At 33.9% G+C, this 22,912-nt stretch carries 25 protein-coding genes and 1 pseudogene; 25 read left to right on the top strand and 1 reads right to left on the bottom strand.

From position 1 onward, the window contains the following. Positions 1–200: 200 nt before the first annotated feature. The 6 genes and pseudogenes from MKY70_RS15455 to MKY70_RS15430 all read left to right on the top strand — a co-directional run bounded on the left by MKY70_RS15455 (position 201) and on the right by MKY70_RS15430 (position 6,321). Positions 201–1,313, top strand: coding sequence for an RNA-guided endonuclease TnpB family protein (locus MKY70_RS15455; RefSeq protein WP_131247682.1), 1,113 nt, complete (start codon positions 201–203; stop codon positions 1,311–1,313). A 165-nt stretch (positions 1,314–1,478) separates the two neighbouring features. Next, a pseudogene (locus tag MKY70_RS15450) lies at positions 1,479–1,583 on the top strand (TetR/AcrR family transcriptional regulator); the annotation flags it as partial. A gap of 405 nt (positions 1,584–1,988) precedes the next feature. After that, positions 1,989–4,094, top strand: a complete 2,106-nt coding sequence (locus MKY70_RS15445; RefSeq protein ID WP_131247680.1) for a BglG family transcription antiterminator — start codon at positions 1,989–1,991, stop codon at positions 4,092–4,094. Between the two features lie 13 nt (positions 4,095–4,107). Further along, on the top strand, positions 4,108–4,377 hold the full coding sequence (locus tag MKY70_RS15440) for a PTS sugar transporter subunit IIB (RefSeq protein WP_000757313.1): 270 nt from the start codon (positions 4,108–4,110) through the stop codon (positions 4,375–4,377). 24 nt (positions 4,378–4,401) lie between these two features. Continuing rightward, positions 4,402–5,673: a PTS ascorbate transporter subunit IIC gene (locus MKY70_RS15435; protein WP_000459912.1), complete on the top strand. Its 1,272-nt coding sequence runs from the start codon at positions 4,402–4,404 to the stop codon at positions 5,671–5,673. Positions 5,674–5,895: 222 nt separating this feature from the next. Beyond that, on the top strand, positions 5,896–6,321 hold the full coding sequence (locus tag MKY70_RS15430; RefSeq protein WP_131247678.1) for a WapI family immunity protein: 426 nt from the start codon (positions 5,896–5,898) through the stop codon (positions 6,319–6,321). Between the two features lie 42 nt (positions 6,322–6,363). Here MKY70_RS15430 and MKY70_RS15425 read toward each other — a convergent pair whose 3' ends face one another. Next, the gene (locus MKY70_RS15425; RefSeq protein WP_341025038.1) at positions 6,364–7,191 is read right to left on the bottom strand and encodes a peptidoglycan-N-acetylglucosamine deacetylase; all 828 of its coding nucleotides are present in this window, start codon (positions 7,189–7,191) and stop codon (positions 6,364–6,366) included. Between the two features lie 218 nt (positions 7,192–7,409). On the opposite strand from MKY70_RS15425, the gene MKY70_RS15420 reads away from it, so the two are divergent. From MKY70_RS15420 to MKY70_RS15330, 19 genes are all read left to right on the top strand, one after another. Continuing rightward, positions 7,410–8,078 (top strand): hypothetical protein, encoded by a 669-nt coding sequence (locus tag MKY70_RS15420; RefSeq protein ID WP_088035381.1) that lies wholly within the window; start codon positions 7,410–7,412, stop codon positions 8,076–8,078. A gap of 148 nt (positions 8,079–8,226) precedes the next feature. Next, positions 8,227–8,910: a DNA alkylation repair protein gene (locus MKY70_RS15415; RefSeq protein ID WP_131247676.1), complete on the top strand. Its 684-nt coding sequence runs from the start codon at positions 8,227–8,229 to the stop codon at positions 8,908–8,910. A 16-nt stretch (positions 8,911–8,926) separates the two neighbouring features. Beyond that, the gene (locus MKY70_RS15410) at positions 8,927–9,628 is read left to right on the top strand and encodes a nucleotidyltransferase domain-containing protein (RefSeq protein ID WP_131247674.1); all 702 of its coding nucleotides are present in this window, start codon (positions 8,927–8,929) and stop codon (positions 9,626–9,628) included. 15 nt (positions 9,629–9,643) lie between these two features. Next, positions 9,644–10,189, top strand: coding sequence for a GNAT family N-acetyltransferase (locus MKY70_RS15405; protein ID WP_283749579.1), 546 nt, complete (start codon positions 9,644–9,646; stop codon positions 10,187–10,189). A gap of 31 nt (positions 10,190–10,220) precedes the next feature. Further along, positions 10,221–10,721 (top strand): GNAT family N-acetyltransferase, encoded by a 501-nt coding sequence (locus MKY70_RS15400; RefSeq protein ID WP_131247670.1) that lies wholly within the window; start codon positions 10,221–10,223, stop codon positions 10,719–10,721. Positions 10,722–10,763: 42 nt separating this feature from the next. Next, entirely contained in the window at positions 10,764–11,255 is a 492-nt protein-coding gene (locus tag MKY70_RS15395; protein ID WP_341025031.1) for a DinB family protein, read from the top strand. A 72-nt stretch (positions 11,256–11,327) separates the two neighbouring features. After that, positions 11,328–12,266, top strand: coding sequence for a DMT family transporter (locus MKY70_RS15390; RefSeq protein ID WP_241875664.1), 939 nt, complete (start codon positions 11,328–11,330; stop codon positions 12,264–12,266). Positions 12,267–12,327: 61 nt separating this feature from the next. Continuing rightward, positions 12,328–12,753, top strand: a complete 426-nt coding sequence (locus MKY70_RS15385; protein ID WP_131247664.1) for a GNAT family N-acetyltransferase — start codon at positions 12,328–12,330, stop codon at positions 12,751–12,753. 99 nt (positions 12,754–12,852) lie between these two features. Beyond that, complete coding sequence (locus tag MKY70_RS15380) at positions 12,853–13,461, top strand: hypothetical protein (protein ID WP_113735853.1); 609 nt, start codon at positions 12,853–12,855, stop codon at positions 13,459–13,461. Positions 13,462–13,481: 20 nt separating this feature from the next. Continuing rightward, on the top strand, positions 13,482–14,729 hold the full coding sequence (locus tag MKY70_RS15375; RefSeq protein WP_131247662.1) for a glutathionylspermidine synthase family protein: 1,248 nt from the start codon (positions 13,482–13,484) through the stop codon (positions 14,727–14,729). Positions 14,730–14,854: 125 nt separating this feature from the next. Beyond that, positions 14,855–16,050, top strand: a protein-coding gene (locus MKY70_RS15370) for an IS3 family transposase (protein ID WP_157380795.1) whose coding sequence is annotated in 2 segments (ribosomal slippage) — positions 14,855–15,161 and positions 15,161–16,050 — 1,197 coding nt in all. Because the reading frame shifts where the segments join, the coding sequence is not laid out codon by codon here. 186 nt (positions 16,051–16,236) lie between these two features. Further along, positions 16,237–17,037, top strand: coding sequence for an aminoglycoside N(3)-acetyltransferase (locus MKY70_RS15365; RefSeq protein WP_181458846.1), 801 nt, complete (start codon positions 16,237–16,239; stop codon positions 17,035–17,037). Between the two features lie 12 nt (positions 17,038–17,049). Continuing rightward, entirely contained in the window at positions 17,050–17,745 is a 696-nt protein-coding gene (locus tag MKY70_RS15360) for a phosphopantothenoylcysteine decarboxylase domain-containing protein (RefSeq protein ID WP_131247660.1), read from the top strand. A gap of 173 nt (positions 17,746–17,918) precedes the next feature. Next, entirely contained in the window at positions 17,919–18,392 is a 474-nt protein-coding gene (locus tag MKY70_RS15355) for a tetratricopeptide repeat protein (RefSeq protein ID WP_131247658.1), read from the top strand. Positions 18,393–18,404: 12 nt separating this feature from the next. Beyond that, a complete protein-coding gene (locus MKY70_RS15350; RefSeq protein ID WP_341025024.1) occupies positions 18,405–19,460 on the top strand; it encodes a hypothetical protein in 1,056 nt (351 codons plus the stop codon). Positions 19,461–19,626: 166 nt separating this feature from the next. Beyond that, the gene (locus MKY70_RS15345; RefSeq protein ID WP_341025021.1) at positions 19,627–20,136 is read left to right on the top strand and encodes a DUF402 domain-containing protein; all 510 of its coding nucleotides are present in this window, start codon (positions 19,627–19,629) and stop codon (positions 20,134–20,136) included. Positions 20,137–20,421: 285 nt separating this feature from the next. After that, the gene (locus MKY70_RS15340; protein ID WP_046954365.1) at positions 20,422–21,012 is read left to right on the top strand and encodes a TetR/AcrR family transcriptional regulator; all 591 of its coding nucleotides are present in this window, start codon (positions 20,422–20,424) and stop codon (positions 21,010–21,012) included. Continuing rightward, positions 21,009–21,737, top strand: a complete 729-nt coding sequence (locus MKY70_RS15335) for a hypothetical protein (protein ID WP_341025017.1) — start codon at positions 21,009–21,011, stop codon at positions 21,735–21,737. The genes MKY70_RS15340 and MKY70_RS15335 overlap by 4 nt, the downstream gene beginning before the upstream one ends. Before the next feature lie 141 nt (positions 21,738–21,878). Next, positions 21,879–22,808: a DMT family transporter gene (locus MKY70_RS15330; RefSeq protein ID WP_341025014.1), complete on the top strand. Its 930-nt coding sequence runs from the start codon at positions 21,879–21,881 to the stop codon at positions 22,806–22,808. Positions 22,809–22,912 lie beyond the last annotated feature (104 nt).

Raw genomic sequence — 22,912 nt, 5'->3', positions numbered from 1 at the left:
ACAGTAGTCCAACGGTAGGTGGGAGATGAATTGCGGTTTGGCGTAGCCAAAAAAATTAGTTTTCTTATTTATTTCGCCTCTGCTATAATCAGCTTTATAAGAGCTAAAGTTTGGTATAACAATGAAATTAGATAATCATGCAGTGTTATCACCGCCATAGATAAAGTAGGAACGTTTATGGGAAAGTGAGATGAACTGATATGACAAAGCATAATAAGGCGTACAAGTTTCGTCTGTATCCAACAGAAAAACAAGCCTATCTGATACGTAAAACTTTCGGGTGTGTACGCTTTGTGTATAACAAAATGCTGGCTGAACGGAAAAAAGTATACGAACAGTACAAAGAGAAAAAGGAAGAACTAAAGAAACAAAAATTCCCTACTCCTGCGAAATACAAAGCAGAGTATGAATGGTTGAAAGAAGTCGATTCATTGGCATTGGCTAACGCTCAATTAAACTTGCAAACGGCATATAAGAATTTTTTTAGTGGTCAAAGTGATTTTCCTACATTCAAAAGTAGAAAGAGCAGAAAATCCTATACAACGAATCGAGTAAACGGAAATATTATGTTATTTCATGGTTATATCAAATTACCGAAACTGAAAATGGTGAAACTGAAGCAACATAGGGAGATACCGCAAAATCATATCATTAAATCGTGCACGATTTCGATGACACCAACTGGTAAGTATTATGTGTCTGTTTTGACTGAATATGAAAAGGAAATCGTTCAGAAAGAAGTAGAAAGTGTAGTTGGATTAGACTTCGCAATGGCTGAATTGTATGTGAGTAGCGAAGATGAGAAAGCCAATTATCCTCGCTTTTATCGTCAGATGCTAGACAGGTTAGCAAAAGCGCAACGAGTATTAGCAAGACGTGTGAAAGGTTCAGAGCGCTGGAATAAACAACGCATTCGTGTCGCTAAGTTGCATGAAAAGGTCGCCAATCAACGTAAGAATTTCCTTCATCATAAGTCTAAAGAATTAGCTGCAAATTTTGACGTTGTAGCAATCGAAGACTTACATATGAAAGGAATGTCACGAGCCCTTCGCTTTGGTAAAAGTATCCTTGATAACGGTTGGGGGATGTTCACGACATTTTTAGCATATAAGCTACAAGAACAAGGTAAACAGCTTGTAAAAATAGATAAATGGTTTCCTTCTACAAAGATGTGTAGTCGTTGTGGAAACAAAAAAGAAATGTCATTATCTGAACGCACGTATGAGTGTTCGTGTGGACTAACAATAAGTCGTGACTATAACGCAGCTATCAATATCAAAAAGGAAGCCATGCGGTTATTAGCATTGATATAAATCGGAAGAAATAACCTTTGGAACAAGGGAGTTAGCTCGGCTGTCCTAAGAAAAATTCGTTAGCTATCAAAAGTAACGATGAACCGAGAAGCCCTCACTTCAAGTAAGATCGTAAGAGATACTAAGTGGTGGGTAGTTCACTAGCGTCTGATTTAATGTTGATAAAAAACAGCCTCTTTGGTAGGTATTATCATGTGGTGGATAAGGAATGGACTTCACTTTAGTTCAGATTATATTGCAAATCAAATTTATTTTATGTACAGAGGGTAATGAGTTAAAAATATTTTATGTATCGACACATTGTATTATTAAGTGCGACACCTAAAGAAAAAAGCCCATATCGCTTCGTATAAAGTAGAAGTTATCACATCACTTACTTCATACAGAAAACTGCCCATGAAGGGTTTCAGGAAGAACTGTCGCACTTAGATTGACAAATTGTCTTTAAAATAAAAAATCGTATTGTATAATTTCATATGCCGCATGTATATAGTAAAATTTTTAAATGAAAGTACAATCATTGCACTGTGCATAAACAAGAATTTGGACTTAATTTTAGAAGAGATACAAGATAAGATATTAATAGAAAGCGATTTCAAACTCTAATTTTGCAAAGTTAGTATCTATACTTGCAATTCTATTTAAGAACAAGTATAGAAAGGGTGTATATCATATATGATATTAGATAATCGAAGTATAAGTATTTTACAGCAAATTATTCAAGCAGATAGCTATGTTTCTGTATCTCAATTAATGGAAGTCATACAAGTTTCAAAGCGAACAATTTATTATGATATGAAGAAAATAGAAGATTGGTTAGTTGCAGAGGATTTAAATTCATATGAATATATTCGCCCTTTAGGCTACTGTTTTGATAATGAAACGAAGCAAAGAGTGATAAAAAAGTTAAATGGATTTACAACAAGCCAATATGAATATTCTCCACATGAACGAAAAATATTGCTGGTTCTTTATATACTAACAATGGAGAAAAGGATTCTATTAGAAGACTTAATAGAACTTGTGCAAGTCAGTCGTAATACTGCTCTTGCTGACTTAAAAAAAATAAAAGCAGAGTTAGTGAAGTTTAAGCTCGCATTAAACTTTAATCGTAAACATGGCTACAATATTATAGGGAATGAACATGGAAAACGAAATATATTAATCTTAAATCTTTCACAAATAATTTCAAAGCATGGATGGGAATATTTAATATCGCATGTGAAATATATTACGAATGATAATAAAAATGTAAAAGGTAATAAAGATCACGAGGAACTTCTTATAATAAAAAATATTTTATCAAATTGTGAAGAGCTTTTAGGGGTCCAGTACACAGATGAGGTACTTGAAAGTTTAAGCGTTTACATGTATTTATTCCGCAATCGTATTGTAAATGGAAAATGTGTTGAGATGGAAGATGCTGAAAAGGATGTACTAAGAGAAACAAAACAATTTGAAGCAGCAAAATATATTGCAAAACAGTTTGAAAGAGTATTTTTCGTGGATTTTCCAATAGATGAAATTTATTATATTACGACTCATTTGTTAGGAGCAAAAGTAAATGCTCAACAAAAAGACTTTGAAAAAAGTGAGATTGATGGAATACATTCAATGGTCGGATATATGCTAAAGGATTTTCAACATTATGCTTGTGTTATATTTCAAGATTTTAAAGGTCTTGCTTCAGACCTATATCTGCATATGAAACCGGCATATTATCGTGTAAAGTACGGGATTGAAATAGAAAATCCATTACTTTATACAATCCAGCAAAATTATGAAGAAGTATATACTCTTACAAAAAAAGTAATTCATCATTTTGAAGAATATGTTGGGAAAATAGTTTCAGATGATGAAATGGCATATATTACTATGCACTTTGGTGCTTGGATGAGGAAAGAGGGAATCGTTCCCAGCCCAAGAAAAACCGCGCTACTTGTTTGTCCAAATGGTATTGGTACATCACGTATGTTGCAGTACCAATTAGAGCAAGTGTTTTCAAGTGTAGATATTTTAAAAGCCATTTCAAAGCGGGAATATGAATCAAATACATTTGATGTAGATTGTATTATTACTACAACTGAACTGGAGAAGGGGAAAATTCCTATCTTTATGGTAAATCCATTTTTGACCGATTCCGAAAAAGCATCGTTACTACGAAAAGTCAATGTAGCTTTATATGGCGAAAATCAAAATGATTCAGTTGATATGATGATGGGTATTATCCAAAAATACACAGACATTTTAGATGAAAAATCTTTAAAAAATGAATTGAGAGAGTTTATGAGTGGTCCGGTACATATTGATAAGGAGGAGAAATATAAGCCTATGTTAAACGAGCTATTAACTAGAGAATTTATAGAGCTTGAGAATCACGTTGAGACGTGGGAGGAAGCAATTCGTGTTGCGTCGGAACCTTTATTACAAAGTGGACATATTTCTGAAGAATATATTTCTGAAATGATTGCGAATGTAAAGAAGTTAGGCCCGTATATTGTAATTGCACCTAAAATCGCTATACCTCATGCCCGTCCAGAAGCAGGTGTCAAAAAATTAGGGATGAGTTTATTACAACTAAAAGAGGGTGTGTTATTTTCAGAAAAACAAGAGCATGCTGTAAATTTAATTATTGTATTAGCAGCTATAGATAACGAGACACATTTGAAGGCATTGGCACAATTAAGTGAGATGTTATCTGAACCAACGAACATAGAAATGTTAATGCATTCAAATTCAAAAGATAAAATGCTAGAAATGATAGCTAAATATTCTAATTAAAGGGGAGATTGAAATGAAAAAAGTATTAGTTGTATGTGGAAATGGATTAGGAAGTAGTTTTATTATAGAAATGAATGTAAAGAAAATATTAACTGAACTTGGTATGCAAGCTGAAGTTTCTCATACGGATTTAGCATCAAGTAAATCAGAACAAGCAGATCTATATTTAGGTGCGAAAGATATCATTTGCAACCTTGAAGATGGTACTCGCACAGTTGCTGGATTAACAAACATTCTAGATTTAAATGAAATTAAAGAAGCATTACAAAAACACCTGATGTAGAAACGGTGAAAGGGGAGTAGTGCTATGTTTGATTTAATAATGAAAGATATTTTGGGACAGCCTGCAATATTAGTTGGATTGTTCGCTATGTGTGGTTTACTATTGCAAAAAAAGAATTTTGCAGATACAGTTTCAGGAACATTAAAAACAATTATGGGCTTCGTCGTTTTAGGAGGCGGAGCCACTATATTAATAGGGGCTTTAGATGTTTTTGGTAAAATATTTGATAAAGCATTTCATATTAAAGGGATTATTCCAAATAACGAAGCTGTTGTTGCGATAGCACAGCAAACTTTAGGAACAGAAACGGCATTAATTATGGTATTTGGGATGATTGCTAATTTACTAATTGCACGATTTACAAGATTTAAATATGTATTTTTAACTGGTCATCATACCTTATTCATGGCATGTTTAATTTCAGCTGTATTTTCAACTACAGGGATGAAAGGCGCTTCACTAGTTATTAGTGGGTCTATTATTTTAGGATTACTTATGGTCATTTTTCCAGCTCTACTTCAACCGTATGTTAGAAAAATTACGGGAATGGATGATATCGCAATTGGTCATTTCGGTTCAGTTGGGTATTTAGCAGCAGGATTTGTTGGTAGTAAATTTGGAAATAAGGAAAAATCTACAGAACAAATTAAAGTACCGAAGTCATTAGGGTTTTTACGTGATACATCAGTTTCTATGTCATTAACAATGGCTGTGTTATTCTTTATTGTTGCACCATTTGCTGGGAAAAACTTTATCGAAACAGAATTAAGTAACGGACAAAATTATCTCGTGTATTCATTCATGCAAGCAATTACATTCGCTGCGGGTGTATATATTATTCTAGCTGGTGTCCGTATGTTGATTGCAGAAATTGTCCCTGCATTTAAAGGGATAGCAGATAAACTTGTACCAAATGCCAAACCAGCATTAGATTGTCCAACAATCTTCCCATTCGCGCCAAATGCAGTTATTATTGGCTTTTTAACAAGTTTTATTGCTGGATTACTATCTATGTTTATTCTTCCGTTTATCGGATTAAGTGTAATAGTGCCAGGATTAATCCCTCATTTCTTCACAGGGGCAACAGCTGCTGTATTTGGAAATGCAACTGGAGGAAGACGAGGAGCAATACTTGGAGCTTTTGTAAATGGATTATTAATCTCATTCCTACCAGCTATATTACTACCTATATTAGGTGGATTAGGATTTGAAAATACAACATTCGGTGATTCCGACTTTGCTGTTGTTGGTATTTTAATTAGTGAAATTGCGAAATTGCTAGGGAATGTTTTCTAAATAATAGAGCATAAAAAGACTTGAATTCTAATTATGAATTCAAGTCTTTTTATTTAAATATTAAAGTGTAAGAAAGTGAGGGGATTTGAATAAAAGAAATAGGGATTGGTTTGAAAAAAATGTGTTATGATTGTTTGTAAAATCTTTTGATTTTCCTTGAGGATCAATATTGAAACAGAAAAGTATATTTTCAAAATAGGGTAAAATAAAAGGATTCTATGCATGAATTTTCAAAATGAAAAAATATCATTACATTTAGAGGTTGTAAATTACCAATATAAAGATGCAAAAGACGAGTGTGATAGAAATTGGTTAAGAGTAAAAGCGAAACTATCAGAAGAAAATAAAGTTTTTGAAACGATGGATCCTTTTTTACAAACTTACGATTTACAGTACATGATAAAATGGTTTGAATCTTTACCAAACCCTACATATAACGAACTAGATTTCATAGAACCAAATTTAGCGTTTGAATTTATGGGAGAAAAAGAAGAGGAGTTTAACATTGTTATTCGCTTATCGCTGGAACTTAACCCCACATGGTGTAAGGAAGAAGAATACGAATTTTCTATCGGTATAACTCAAGAGGATAGGGAGAATATTATTCGTTCTATTGAAGAGCAACAAAGGAAATTCCCAAAACGATAAAAAAAGACTTGATAACCTACAAGAGGGAATCAAGTCTTTTTATTACATACGATTATCATGCCAGAAGTTTAATGGGAAGTGTTCGTTCTCATTATAGGCTTCTAATTCATATCCTCTTTCTTCCAGCCCTTTAATAATTCCAGGTACTGCTTTAACTGATTGTGGATGAATATCGTGCATTAGAATAACTTCTGTTGGGTTTGTAGCACCATGTAGAACGTTTTCTACGATTTTAGCAGATGCAGCGTCTACTGGCATTTTGTTGTATTTCCAGTCTAATGAATCAATTGTCCAATCCCAAACTTTTAAACCATTTTCAACAACTTTGTTGCGAAGAGCTTCATTTAACCCTGGCATTGAGCCGTAAGATGGACGAGTTAATACTGGAGATTTTCCTAGAACGCCAGCGATTAAGCCTTGGTCTTCTTTCATTTCATCAACGTAATGACCTTCTGTGTAAAGTTTCTTGTAGTTATGAGTCATACTGTGCATCCCAACATAGTGGCCTTCAGCATCTTCACGTTTTACAAGATCAGGGAAAGCTTTTACGTTTGAACCAATTAGGAAGAATGTTGCTTTTGCATTTTCACTCTTTAACATATCTAAAAGCTCAGCTGTGTATTTTCCAGGACCATCGTCAAATGTTAAGTAAGCGACTTTTCTAACTTGCCCGTTATAGTGCTTTGGAGCTTCTTTCGGAGCAAGGGACGTTTGAATTTCACTTACAAGTTGAACAGATTTCGCTTCATCCTCTGTACTTGCTAGAGCGATATGTGTTGATCCGTAAGCAGCTTCGTATGTAAATAATACCCCAGCGCAAATCAACAGAGCCCTTTTCACTAAAGTTGTCATCCGAATTCCATTGTGCATAATTTTCCTACTCTCTATAAAAGTTCTACTCTACTATATTAGCAATTTTAGAGGGGGAAATGCAAAAAAACTTTTTTACAAGCGCAAAAAAGTTTGTAAAAAAGTATGTAAGATTTCACTTTTTTGCAGGTTTGAAAAAATGAAACAAGAATTAAATGAATGGAACTGTATGTAAAATGGTTTATTCATGTTTTTTGCTTTAGAAAGGGAGGATAAGTATGGAAAAACTAGCTTGTTTACATGCTCATCATTCAAATATTGAATACATTGACCGAGCATTGCAATCTTTTGGAATCGAAATACTCCATTTTGTAGATCCCATCTTATCATGCATATTAAAAAAAGATTGTGATTTTGAAAAAGAACAAGCACGAAATAATTTAAAAGATATTATAAAGTATATAGCCAAAAGTGATGTAGATACACTTTTATTAACTTGTACAGATTATATTACGCTATTAGATGAGAATTTCAAAATAGACATACCTATATTGAAAATTGATGAACCATTCTTTGAAATGATTTGTCAGGTTGAAGAGCCACAGACCATACTTTTTACAAATAACCGCACTGTTTCAGGAACGATGGAACGTTTAAAACAATACGCTAGGCAGAATAATAAATCCATACATGTAAAAGTAGAAGTGATAGAAGGGATATTTGAGTTAATTATGCAAGGTCGTAAAGAAGAGCATGATGCTAAATTAGAAAAGTATTTATATGAAATTATGAAAGATAGAAACGAAATGCTTTCAGTTGCACAATTATCTATGGTAGACGCTGCTACAAGGGTAGAAAATATAATAGGAAGGAACATAATAAACCCGTTGAATGCGCTAGAGGAGTATTGTATACAGAGCGTGAATGAACAACCGTGTGAAAAATAAGGAAGAGGATGTTTGTTGTTTTAAAATACATCAATAAAAATTTCACATACCGTATTTTAAAAATAAATATAGGAAAACCAAAAAGTAATGTAGAATATATCGTACATACATATATGAAGTCAACGAAATATATATAAGAGGTGGGCATATGTTACTTGAAGAAGTAATGCAGCAACTAGAAGAATATGGGACAGAACAAACTCGTAAGACGTATAAAAACCATGGGGCGAAAGAGCCGTTATTTGGAGTTAGTTTTGCGAATTTAAAATTGTTAAAAAAGAAGATAAAAAAGGATCATGATTTATCAATTTCACTATGGGAAACGAAAAATATGGATGCAATGACTTTAGCAACGATGATTTTAGATCCGAAGAAACTAACGTCAGATCAGCTAAATGAATGGGTTGGAGAAGTCGATTATTATTGTTTAATGGACGTTCTTATGACAGCTATATGCACTTCACCAATCGCGATAGAAAGAGTGGAAGAGTGGACGAAATCTGGCGATGAATGGATTGGAAGAGCAGGTTGGTCTTTATTAGCGAATATCGCAATAAAAAATAAAACGTTAGACGATGACTTTTTCTTACCGTATTTAGAAGAGATTAAAGTTCATATACATAATGAAAAAAATAGAAAAAAAGAAGCAATGAATAGTGCTTTAATTGCGATAGGGGTTCGAAATGAAGCTTTAGAACAACAAGCAATTGAAATTGCACGCGAAATTGGAAAAGTAGAAGTTGATCATGGTGAAACGTCATGCAAAACACCAGATGCAGAATCATATATTAAAAAGACACGAGAAAGAGCTGAAAAGAAGAAAGTAAAATAAGAGAAGGAGAAAGGCCATGAAACCAATTGAAGCGGCACAAAGCATAATCACATCACAATTTCCGAATTGTGATGTTGCTTTACTAGGGGGAAGTGTGGCTAGAGGAGAGGCTACGAAAACATCTGACCTTGATATAGTAATATTCGACCAAAGTTTGTCATCTTGTTATAGAGAATCCTTCTATAGTAATGGCTGGCCTGTTGAAGTATTCGTACATAATTTTGAAACGTATAAAACCTTTTTTAAAAGTGATTGTGAGCGCGGGAGACCTTCATTACCTCAATTAGTTTCAGAAGGGATTGTGCTAAAAGGAAAAGATGAAATTGTAGAGACACTTAAAAGAGAAGCGAATGATTTATTAAATAAAGGACCAAAAAAATGGTCAGAAGAAACGATGAAGCAGAAACGCTATTTTATTACGGATACCTTGGATGATTTCATTGGTGCAACAAAGAGAGAAGAAGAATTGTTCATCGCCAATTTATTAGCTGATTTAGTACATGAATATGTTTTAAGGGTAAATGGTCAATGGCTTGGAAATTCAAAATGGTTTATTAGAGTGTTAAGAAGGTATGACGAGCAATATGCAGAACATTTTGTAGCGGCTTTTGATCATTTTTATAAAACAGAGGAGAAAAATGAATTAATTACTTTTGTAGAAAACACGCTAGATCAATACGGAGGAAGAATGTTCGAAGGATTTTCTATAGGGAAATGAAAAGGGGATAGCAAAGTGAATGTACCATTCGTTCAATTAAGAGAACTGACAATAGATGATGTAGAAGATCGATATCAATGGTCATTAGATACAGAAGTAACAAAGCATTTAGTTGTACCAGATCAATATCCACCGTTCACTCGTGAAGATACGAGAAGGTGGATTGAAGCATGCATAAGTCGAGGGAATGGTTATGAACAACGAGCTATCGTTACAAAGGAAGGTATACACATTGGATGGATAGACCTAAAAAACTTTGATCAAACAAATAAAAATGCTGAACTAGGGATTGCCATTGGAAATAAAGAATATTGGGGTAAAGGATATGGAATGGCAGCACTATACAGTATGTTACAAATTGGCTTTTCTGTATTCGAATTAGAAAAAATTTGGCTACGTGTAGACGAAGATAATTTACAAGCTAGAAAGAGTTATGAAAAAGCAGGATTTGTTTGTGAAGGAATAATGAGAAATGATAGATTACGTCATGGTAAATTCATTCATCGCTATCGTTATAGTATGTTAAAAGAAGAATATCAATCTTTGTTTAATAGATTATAAAAATATTATGTTGACTAAAGGGGATAGGTAAATGATTCGATTACTTACGAAAGAAGATGCGGAAAAATATTGGGACTTACGTTTACAAGCTTTACAAGTAAATCCAGAGGCGTTTATAACAACTTATGAAGAGGCGATTCGCCAGGAAAATCCTATTAAGCGAGTGGAAAGTAATTTAACAGCTACTACTAGTTGTACATTTGGTGCATTTAATGAAGAAAATCATTTAGTTGGAGTTGTCACTTTACTAACAGAAGAGAGAGAGGCGTATAAACATAAAGGTCATATCGTTGCGATGTATGTAGATGCACAAAACAGGCGGAACGGATTGGCACGTGAGTTAATAACAAATGCCATTCAAAGAGCGCGAGATATAAAACTAGAGCAATTGACATTAGGTGTTGTATCTACAAACGAACCAGCAAAAAAATTGTATGAATCAATGGGCTTTAAAACGTATGGAATTGAAAAAAGAGCTATAAAGGTGAATGGTGTGTATAGTGATGATGAAAATATGGTGTTGTTTCTTTAAAGGAAGGATATTATCACGAAAGATCTCCATTTAGAAAAAGATATGAACCCCAACGTGGCAATTTTGTATGCAACGGTTACTGATACATTTAAACGATTGCAAAGGTTAGTCGAAGGTATTGAAAAGAACGAACTATCCTATAAAGGGTCTGAAAATAATGAAAATAACATTGGACAGCTACTTCAGCATTTAGCAGTAGTCGATTTACACTGGGGGTACCGTTTAAAAGGAGAGGGAGTTCCGCCTGCACTTGAAAATAAATATGAACCAATGTTGAATGAAATGGGAGAATTGCCTAGTTTAAGAAAGTACAAATTACAAGAATCAATGCAAGGTTATGAAGCTGTGCAACGTATGTTTTATGAGGAATGTATGAAACTAACAGAAAATGATTTAACACGAGAAGTTTTTTATGAAAAGGGCGAAAATGCGACTATAAGGTGGGGAATATGGTATATAGCCGATCGTAATCGGTACCATCAAGCTCATATTAGTCGATTACGAAAGTTATATAGAAGTAGACCGCATGTATGATTAAATTTTTGAATATTAATTATATTCGTTTTGTTATATAGTAGAAAAAGAAACTATATAAGGGGTTTTATAATGAAAGCTATTGCAGTAGGGATATTGGCATCCTTTTTCTTTGCCTTTACCTTTGTGTTAAACCGGTCGATGGACTTAGGGGGCGGGAGTTGGATTTGGAGTGCATCACTACGGTATTACTTTATGGTTCCAATGCTATTACTTATTGTCATGTATAGGGGGAATTTAAAACAACTCTTGCAATATATGAAAAACAATCCGAAAGAGTGGTTGATATGGAGTATTGTTGGATTTGGTCTCTTTTATGCACCGCTTAGTTTCGCGGGTGCGTTTGGACCGGGGTGGCTTGTCGCTTCGACTTGGCAAATTACAATAGTTGCAGGGATTTTGTTAACACCATTTTTTGCGGTAGACCCATTACATAAAAAACTTCCAATGAAAGAATTAGTAATGTCAGCCGTTATTTTATTCGGTGTTGTTCTTATGCAAGTAGAACACGCTTCTTCTTTAGGGATTCGTGAAACCATTTTATGTGTGGTTCCTGTACTCATTGCTGCGTTTGCATATCCACTTGGAAATAGAAAAATGATGCAAGTATGTAAGGGCGAATTAGATGTCTTCCAACGAGTTCTCGGTATGACATTAGCAAGTTTACCATTTTGGTTTTTACTATCTGGTTATGAAGTATCAACAGGCGGACTACCGTCAAGTAGTCAAGTTTTCCAATGTTTTATTGTAGCAGTTAGTTCAGGGTTAATCGCAACGGTATTATTCTTCTTTGCGACAGATCTTGTAAAAGATGATCCGCAAAAATTAGCAACAGTCGAGGCGACACAGTCTGGTGAAGTTTTATTTGCATTAGTAGGAGAGCTGCTCTGGTTATCGGCTCCAATTCCGTCTTCTTTATCGTGGGTTGGAATGAGTCTTGTAATTGTCGGAATGATACTTCATAGTTATGTAGCTGTAGTTGTGAAAAAAGAAGAGAAAATAACGGCATAAAAAGATTAGCTCTTTTTCAATAAAGAGCTAATCTTTTTTCATGAGAAAGGATGGAGATAGGATGTTACAACGTGTTGAGTATTTAGAAATAGATCCCATTAAAAAAGTATTAAAGCATGCGACCGGTCCGAGTGAAGTAAGCTTAATTAAAGCAGTTTTATTGTATGAAAACGATCATGCAGTACTATATAAATATGGGAATATGGGGTGCATAGGTATTGTATTAATTGATACAAATAGAGCGAGAATGTGTCACATAGCTGTTGATGAAATATATCGTCATCAAGGAATTGCACTTCAAATGATAAGAGAAATAATTAGGAAGTATGAGTTGACATATATAGAGGCAGAGACAGACGAAGAGGCAGTCGAATTTTATAAAAAGTGTAGGTTTAAGATTAAAAGTCTGGGAGAAAAATATCCGGGGGTGGAAAGATTTCATTGCTATCTCGAGAATGAACAGTTTAAAAGTATGCGAAATATGTAATTTTACATATTTAGTTTAGTTTGAAAAAAATGATGATTACATTATATAATAAAGGTAATTGGTAAAATATAGATAAACAAGAAATTAGGTGTATAACACATGAGAATGGATAAAAGCAAATTTGTGAAAATTGCAGCTTCAATAGGAGTGTCATCTTTTTTATTAACAGGATGTGCTGATAATGATGAAGAGAGCGCACAAAAAGAAAGTAGTGCGGTAAAAACAGATGGTACGAAGCAAGAAAGCAAACAAGAAGCATTAAATTGTGATGATAAAGCGCCAACGATAGAAAATATAGAAAAAGAAGAATTATGCAGAGATAATAATTCACCTGCTTCATTTAATAATGAGAGCTCCCATCTGCCAATACTTCCGTTCGTTGCTGGCTATTTACTAGCAAGTAAGACGTCGAATATGTATAGTAATGCGAAACCAAATCTTATAAAGAAACCATATGCAAATAATATTATTCCATACCGTGAAAAAGATGAACGGAGAACTGGTGGCAGCGGTGGTGGTGGGTATTACGGCGGAACTAGTAGCAACAATGATTCTTCAAAAAAAGTAGATTTAAATAAAGAACAACCGAATAGTTCAAATAAAGTAACAACAGATTCAAACACGTCAAAATCATCTACTACGCAAACGCCGAAAGTGAATTCTGGTTCAAGTGGAATTGGAAACGCAAAAGCACCAGCTGGATCCTAATTTGAAAGGATAATGGAGAAATGTATACAGAACAAGAACAGGAAGCGTATATGAAAGTATGGTTTTCTCTTGCAGAAGAGGCTAGTAGAAATGGATTTACGTGGCCAAGTCTTTTAGAGAATGAAGAATGGAATCAATATATGGCAACTGGTATGTACCGGATGCCAGTACGTACATATACTGCAATTTCTAAAGCGACGGAAGAAATTATGTATGTGTTATATAGAACGTATCAATATATTGTAAATACGACTGAAGATTTTCAAAAACTTGGATTCCCGCCTGAAACGTGGGAAATTGCGAGAATGAAACATACTGGTTTATTTTCATATTTTACAAGGTTTGACTTTATCGTAAATGGTGATGATATTAAATTAATAGAAGTAAATTGTGATACACCAACAGGTTATTTAGAACCGTCTGTCGCAAATGAAGTGTTGTGCCGTTATCACGATGTGAATCATCCGAATCACATTGAGGAGCATATTGTGCAGGCATGGGAACAAATTAAACATGATTACAAAATAAGTCCTGACGAAACGATTTATTTTACAAGCTACGATTGGCATGATGAAGATCATCAAACAGTTCAATTTTTAAGAAGTTATTGCTTAGATCAGTCCACGGAATATGTTGGCATACAAGATATCGTCGTTGCAGATGATGGTATATATACGCCAAGTGGTGAGCGAATCCATTATTTATATCGACTGTATCCAATTGAATATTTAGTTTCAGATATTGATAAAAATGGAAAAAGAATTGGTCTGCAATTTTTAAATCATATAGCGCAAGGAAGAGTGCGAATTATCAATCCACCGGCTGCTTTTGTTATGCAAAACAAAAGTGTACTCGCATTAATTTGGAAGCTTTATGAAGAAGTGGTTTTCTTTGAAGAAGAAGAGCGTAATATTATTAATAAATACTTCCTACCAACATATTTTACAAATAAGCCATTTTTAGAAAGAAATGAATCATATGTTTCTAAACCTTTATATGGCCGTGAAGGTGGAGGAGTATCTATATACGAAAATGATGAACTATTAGCTGAAGATCAAACAGAGTATTATTTTGAACAACGAAAAATATATCAGCAATACGTAGATATGCCTGATTATACAATTGATACATGGGATGGACCGTATACTGGTAAACTTCTTATCGGTTCTCATTGTATTAGCGGAAGAGCAGCAGGACTGTTTTTACGAGTAGGAGAAAGAATAACCGGGAATTTATCAATGTTTACTGGGGTTACGATTGAAGGGTAGCAACAGTTGAATTAAAAAGTAATTAACAAAGAGCCCATCATTTGATATTATCCCCTTTAGGTAGACAGTGTAAAAAGACCATGTACATACATGGATGTTACACTATTACTTGGAGGGGATTTTTCATGACTAAAAAAGGCTTAACTTTTAATATATATTCAGAAGAATTAAAGTTATCAGCTGTTCAAAGTTATTTAAACGAAGAAGGAAGTTACAATACGATAAAGGAAAAATATCAGCTTAGAAGTTCTACTCAACTTAAAAATTGGGTGAAAAAATATAAAGAATGTGGTGAAATTACAGATACACGTGGAAAAAACAGTGGAATGAAAGGGATACCAAATCCTCTAAAAGGCAAACGTGTTCATTTCAATACCGTTGAAGAGGAACGCGACTACTATAAGGCTCAGGTTGAATATTTAAAAAAGCAATATCCAAATCTGTAAATGGAGGCGTACTAAAATATAAAGAGAGATATCATATCATTGAATCATTAAAGGGGAAATATCCAGTTAGGTGGCTTACGAAATTTGCTGGTGTACATCGTTCAAGTTACTATAAGTGGATTCATACAAAAGGCATGAAAAACATGCGACTAGCATCCGAAAAACGATTAAAAAAAGTAATACAATCTATTCATGTAAAGCACAAGGAATATGGTTATCCACGTATGAAAATCGCTTTACAGGAAGAAGGATATTTTATAAATCATAAAAAAGTATATCGCTTAATGAGCGAGCTCAACATTCAATCTATTATTCGAAAGAAGCGTCGCTTCTTTAAAGGGAACTATTCCAATGTTTTTCCGAATGTTTTAAACCGTGAATTTAAAGATCGTCAACAAAATGAAGCACTTGTTACAGATATTACGTACCTACGATTCCAAGAGGGATTTCGGTATCTTTCTGTTGTCCAAGATATTTATAATAACGAAGTTGTTTCTTGGAAAATATCCAAGCGCAATGATAATGAACTTGTATTAGATACAATTGAAATGTTGGCACAAAAAAGAGATGTGCGTGGAACCATTCTCCATTCAGATCAGGGATTCCAGTACACATCTCATGCCTACAACAAACGACTTTTAGATTTAGGTATCATTGGCAGCCACTCTCGCAAAGGAAACTGCCATGATAATGCCTGTATCGAGTCATTTTTCTCCCATTTTAAATCGGAGATGTTGTATTTGAATCATTTTAAAACAGAAGAAGATTTAATACAAGCAATTGAAGAATATATTTACTTTTATAACTATAAACGGTTCCAAAAACGACTCAACCATCGAGCTCCGATAGAATATCGAATCTCGATGGCTGCTTAGTCTTTTTAATACTGTCTACTTGACAGGGATAAGACCACATTTGTGAGGGGCTCTTTCATATGAGTATAAAGTTTAAATTAAGAGTGTAGGTGTATAGTAATCTAAATGATTATGTTAAAAATTAAGAAAAATATGATAATATATTTATGTATTAGTTTAAAGCAAAATGGGGGAACCATCGTGAAAATGAATGAAATAGTGGCGAGTACACAATTTCCAAATACAATTGAAACAATTACAAACGATTTAAAAGCATTAGGAGTAGAAAAAGGAATGACAATTATTGTTCATTCATCATTAAGTTCTCTCGGTTGGATATCCGGTGGGTCGGTGGCCGTAGTAGAGGCATTAATGAAGGTTGTTACGGAAGAGGGAACAATAATTATGCCAACACAATCTTCGGATTTATCCGATCCGAAACATTGGGGAAGACCACCTGTACCAGAAGAATGGTGGCAAGTTATTAGAGATAGCGTTCCGGCATTCAACCCAAATACAACACCAACAAGGGCAATGGGGAAAATAGTTGAGTGTTTTCGTACATATCCGAATGTATCGCGCAGCAATCATCCGCTAGGAAGTTTTGCCGCATGGGGGAAACATGCAGAGGAAATTACAATGAATCACTCGCTATCAATGAGCTTGGGAGAAGAATCACCATTAAGAAAAATATATGATTTAAATGGATACATATTATTAATTGGAGTCGGATATGATTCCAATACGTCTATGCACCTATCTGAAGTACGTACAGGTGCACGGGAATTAATAAAAGTAGGTGCACCTATTATAGAAAATGGTGTAAGAGTATGGAAAGAGTTTGTTGAAATGGACTACGAGTCTGATACGTTTGTAGAAATTGGAGTAGAGTTCGAACGGAAAGGAACTGTTACTCTTGGGAAGATAGGAAATGCAACGTGCCGCTTTATGAAGCAACGTGATGTAGTTGATTTTGGTGTAGAGTGGTTTCGTACGAAAAATCAGTAAGGGATGGTTATGATGAAGGGGAAAAAGATATTAATTACGAGTGGTGGCTGCCTAGAAAAATGGGATCAAGTACGCGGACATACAAATTTAGCAAAAGGTACGATTGGGAGAATTATGGCGGAAGAGCTTATGGCAAAAGGAGCACATGTTATATATTTACACGGTTATTTTGCGGAGAAGCCAAGTGATGTAAATAACCAATTAGAATTGCACCCATTTGAGGGGATTATTGATTTACAAGATAAGATGAAAAGTATTATCACACATGAAAAAGTAGATGCAGTTATTATGGCTGCTGCTGGTTCAGATTGGGTTGTCGAAAAGATTTGTGACCAAGATGGAACTGTTCTTAATATGAACGGAAAGATTTCAAGTGATATCGCACCGATTATTCATTTTCAAAAAGCACCAAAAGTATTAAAACAAATAAAGAATTGGGATCCAGAAACGATACTCGTCGGCTTTAAACTTGAAAGTGATGTAAATGAAGCAGAACTTATTGAAAGAGCAAGCAAAAGGATGGAAGATGCAAAAGCAAGTGTAATGGTAGCGAACTCACCGCATTCTTTATATTCTCGCGGGGCTGTGCATCACGTTATTGGACAAGATGGTACTGTGAAGTTATGTAATGGGAAAGATGAAACTGCAAAAGAAATTGTCAATATGTTAGAGCATTTATGCAATCGTATTACTGCTATGGAAATTTAAGCTTTTAGAAAGAGCTGTAGTCGCATAGTATATAATGGAGTTAATATTAAATTAGTGGGGGAACGTATCCCTCACTAATTATTAAATTGAATCAATAGAATAGGCCATTAGCTGCTCGTAAATGTGTAATACATGATATATACATAATGAACAATTTGTGAGGAGTGGATCCTATGGAACATTTATTAAAGCAAGCTATTAAACTTAGAAATGAAAAGAAATATGCGCAATCAAGAGATATACTAATTGGACTAACAAACTTTACGAGGGATGCAGAAGTGCTATATCAATGCGCTTGGATACATGATGCCATGGGTCTTGAAATGGAGGCGGTTCCGTATTATGAACAGGCAATTGCGAACGGACTTGATGGTGAATCCCTTCGCGGTGCGTATATCGGTCTTGGCAGTACGTATCGTTGTATAGGGGAATATGATAAAGCGATTACTGTATTAGAAGCAGGGATAAAGAAGTTCCCGGAAAATGACGTGATGAAAGTGTTTTTATCATTAGCAAAATATAACGTAAACGAACATGAAGAAGCGATGAAATTACTGTTAGAGACAGTTGTGAAAGTAGATGAGGTAAAAGAATTTGAACGTACTATTTCATTTTATAAAGACCATTTAAATGAGGTTTTTGAATAGAGGAGAGAAGGAATGAATCCATCAATTTCACGAAGGAAAAAAGGCATTTGGATTGGACTCGTATCTTTAATTATGTTATCAAACTATTTATTGTATGCCCTTCCAATAGTGCCAGCTGCCCCGAAAGAAGTAGTCCTCGGTTCATTATTAGATTTTATGTTTGTAATTCCAGTCATCACATATTTCTTTTTTATACGGAAAAGATATTCGTTAACGTATATGTTTCCTGTAGTTATAGCTGGATATGTATTCGCAAGATTTATAATTCCTAGTGATTATTTACAAGCTTTTTCATTTGTTTCGTATGTAATAGTTGCTGGAGAAATTGTGTTCGTATGTTTTGAACTGTTTCTTATATATAAAATTATAAGAGTACTTCCTAAAATAATAAAACGATATAAAGAATATAGAAGTGAGTATTCTTCATTTTCTTATGCGATTGATGCAGCATTTGATGCTAATATGAAGAGAAGTAAGACAGTAAATATCATTCTAACAGAGTGTAAATTACTCTATTATGCTTTTTTATCGTGGCGTGTAAAAGTATTAGAAAGTGAATCCACATACTCATATCATAAAAAGACCGGTGCAATAGGTGTTTATATCATGATTATTCATGCAACATTAATTGAAAGTATCGGTTTTCATTATTTACTTCATCAATGGAATCCAGTTATTGCTTGGATTTTACTCATCTTGAACATATATGCGATGTTTTATTTTTTAGCCGAAATCCAAGCAATGCGTAAAAATCCAATTATCGTTGCGGAAGAAAAAGTGATTATTCAAATTGGATTAGGAAAGAAAATCGTTATATCATTTACACAAATTGATAACATTGCGTTTTATAAAGGCGAACCTTTAAAGAAAGAAGAAGAAAAAGAGGTTCTTGACGCAACTGTTATGGAATTTATAAAGGAACCTCCAACTTTTGAAATAACGTTAAAAGAGCCAATTAAAGCGCAGTTGTTATATGGATTTTCTAAAACAGTAAGTCGTGTTCACTTAAATGTTGATGAGAAGCGGAAATTTTATGATATGGTTACAGAGAAGTTGAAACATGAATAATACTATTGGAGTTCCTTCTAATTTAGAAGGGGCTTTTTTGTGGAGTAGAAAATGAGATTTTATGGATTTTATCTTTAAAAACAAGAAACAAATTGACTGAACGCTTTCTTAGTGGAAATATAAAGGGATATAATGAAAGAACTAAAATAAAAGGGGAAATAAAAAAATGAGTTACTTACGTACGTCAGACATTGAAATTATTGAAAGAAAAATCCGATATGATGGTACAACCGTAGACCATGCTTGTTTACTAATAGAAGCGCAGCAGGACAAAATTGTTTTATATCATGAAGTACAGTACTCTTTTACAATGGCAGCGAACGATACGAAGTTAACGATCCCGAAAGGAAGTTATACAATTGCATACTACTGGGCAAATCGTCCATATAATTTATACGTTTGGAGAGATCAGGATGGGGGTTATCTAGGTTCTTATTTTAATATTGTAAAGAATACATATATAACGGACCAAGTGGTGTGTTTTGAAGATTTGATCCTTGATATTATGGTACTTCCAAGTGGAGAATTTTTTATATTGGATGAGGATGAATTACCTGAGCCTATAGAGAGTTTTGAAGATGGCTATGTAAATGAAGCTCTTCACGTATTAAAAGATATAATTCAAAAGTCGCTCCCTCAAATGATTATAGAGACAGAAATGGTGTTGCTAAAATAAATTGTAATCGACTTGAAAAAAATATGTGTTTAATGAAATTGAGTAGTCTGAAGTTATATGATCTAACTTTTTTGATAAATCTAAGGTTAGAAGCATATTTCTTCGGATTACTCTTTTTTGGAGTGATTTAGTAAGCAAAGAAAATCGCAATACATTTACGAATTTGTATGCGTAGTTTCGAAACTAATTTTAAATTTTTATTAAAAAAGATTGACTGAATTTAGTTCAGTCGTTTATGATTGAATCGGATTCAGTCGTGGTGAAAAAAATAGTAGGAGATGACGTATGAAAAGAATATCAAAAGAACCAGATGTAAGACGCCAAGAGTTAATGGATATTGGCTTTGAACTATATATGAAAAAAGGTATGAAAGGATTTAGCATAAAAGATGTTGTGAACCATGCTGGTGTAGCAACGGGCTTATTTTATTATTACTTCAAGTCTAAAGACAATTTTGTTGATGAAGTTTTAAATGAGTTTATTGTTAAAAATATGGAGTTGATCGAAGAAATACTAATCTCAAATGAACGGTCTGTCATGCAGAAGATGAAAGATTCTCTAAATATATTTTGGACATTTATTGAAAAATTAGCACCCTATAAAAATGTGAGTTCCTTTCAGACGGAACAACATTTTCAACTGGAACAGAAATTATTCACACGAATTCAACCATTAATTCAACAAGTAATTGAAGAAGGAGTGAAAACTGGGAATTTTAATACTGATAACTCATTATTAGCTTCTGGATTTATTTTATACGGTCTTAGTAGTATTGCTCATTCAGAAGTAAAGTTGAATCTAGATACGAAGCAAGAAATGGTTAATTTAGTATTAACTACACTACGATACGATCAAAGAGAGGGAGAATGTATATGAAAATTATGATCGATGGAAACAATATTTCGAATGAACAACTTACAAAGTGGAAAAGAGAACGGATTAAAAAAGTTTTAAATACATTAGGACATAAAGAGCTGGAATTAAATGATACAGACGTTATGATAAAAAAACTAACGGAACTAAAGTTGAGATATTCATACAATGAAATGTATGATAAGTTGAAATCTAAACTTAAATTAAGTGAGATCGGTATGCGTATTTGTACGGTTTTATCCGGCGATAGACGAAATTTTTCAAAAACAAGTATCTATTTAGATGGGATTACGGCAGAAGAAGCGATAAATGGAATTGATAGTTTTATGCTTGAACAATCACGTGAAAATAATCAAGTGAATTTATCGGCTTGTCCTGATCACTATGTACTAAGACCCTTTGGGGAAAATGAATTAGAGGTTATCGAAACGACGGGTAATTCTCCGTTCCCAGTTCAGTTTTTCATTGTTTTTGGTGATGAAACAGGATTGAAAACACCTAGAGACATGTCTTATCAATATCAATCAACAGGTGTTGCACGTATGAAAGATGGTACTATTATTGGTGGAGTTCGACATCAATTTAAAGATACTGATAATGGGATAGAAGTAAGTCTAGTAGTTGAGTTCCCATCGCTTTGTCCTAATAGCCTTATTAAATCGCATCAAATGCATTTAGCATGTGAGTTTTCTTATTGGTTACAGTGGATAAAGGATCAGAAAAAATAGTAAGTGAAAAATATCTTTGAAACAAAGAACTAAACAATTTTTATTAATATAACTAAAAGAGCATGTATAACGGTGTTTTAATCTATTCGATGCCGCTATTTTGCACTTGTTGTTAAGGACTAAAAAATTGGGGGAATATCTATGTTTGCAATACTTTTAGCTATAAGTATTGGAGGGGTGTTCGCTGTACAGACAGCCATCAATTCTCAATTAAGAAAATTTGTAATATCTCCTTTTTTAGCTTCGATGATATCTTTTATTGTGGGGGTAATCTTCTTAATAGTCACAATAGCAGTTTCTGGTGCTCCGTTAAGTATTTCAGTAGAGTTATTTTTAAGTCAACCTGTCTATATATGGCTAGGAGGAATTTGTGGTGCACTTGCTTTAACTACGAATATACTTTTATTTCCTAAACTAGGAAGTGTACAAACGTCAATTATGCCAATCTTAGGAATGACTTTGATGAGTATGTTAATAGATCATTACGGTTGGTTTAATTCAACGTATTATTCTTTCGGACTGAACCGAATTATTGGTGTCCTACTAATATTAATAGGTGTTTTTTTAGCTGTTGTTATACAAGGTGTGAAAACTGGCCGACAGAATCAAGAAAACATGCTAAATCAATGGATTTGGCGTTTAGTAGGCATTATGGCAGGAATGCTATTAGCTATTCAAATCGCTATTAATGGTGAGTTAGGAAAGGTTTTACATTCTTCTTCTCATGCCGCATTGGTTTCGTTTGCTGTTGGTACCATAACGTTAATTATAGTTGTGGGGATAATGGATCGCTCCATTACAAATATTAAAAATCCAATAAAGCAGTCAGCTCCTTGGTGGGTGTGGGTAGGGGGGATAATAGGCGGAGCTTATGTTCTAATAAATGTATATCTGGTTGATCAGATTGGAAACGGGCAAACGGTTGTTCTTGTTTTATTTGGTCAAATCACAGGTAGCTTGATAGTAGAACAATTTGGATTGTTTAACTCTTTCAAGACTCGAATTAAACCAATAAAAATATTTGGTTTAATTGTAATGATTGCTGGTGTTTTTTTAATTAGAGGATTTTAAAATGTATTAACTTTTTGAATAGATTAAATCGAACTGTATTTCAAACAAAAAGTAACTATGTTTTAGAGGGGTAATATGTTTCTTTTGTTAAAACCTAGTTGACT

Origin of the sequence: Bacillus sp. FSL R9-9492 (assembly GCF_038007365.1) — a bacterium.
GTDB lineage: Bacteria > Bacillota > Bacilli > Bacillales > Bacillaceae_G > Bacillus_A > Bacillus_A mycoides.
The sequence above is the reverse complement of the archived record's forward strand: the minus strand, read 5'-3'. Positions and strand labels throughout refer to the sequence as shown.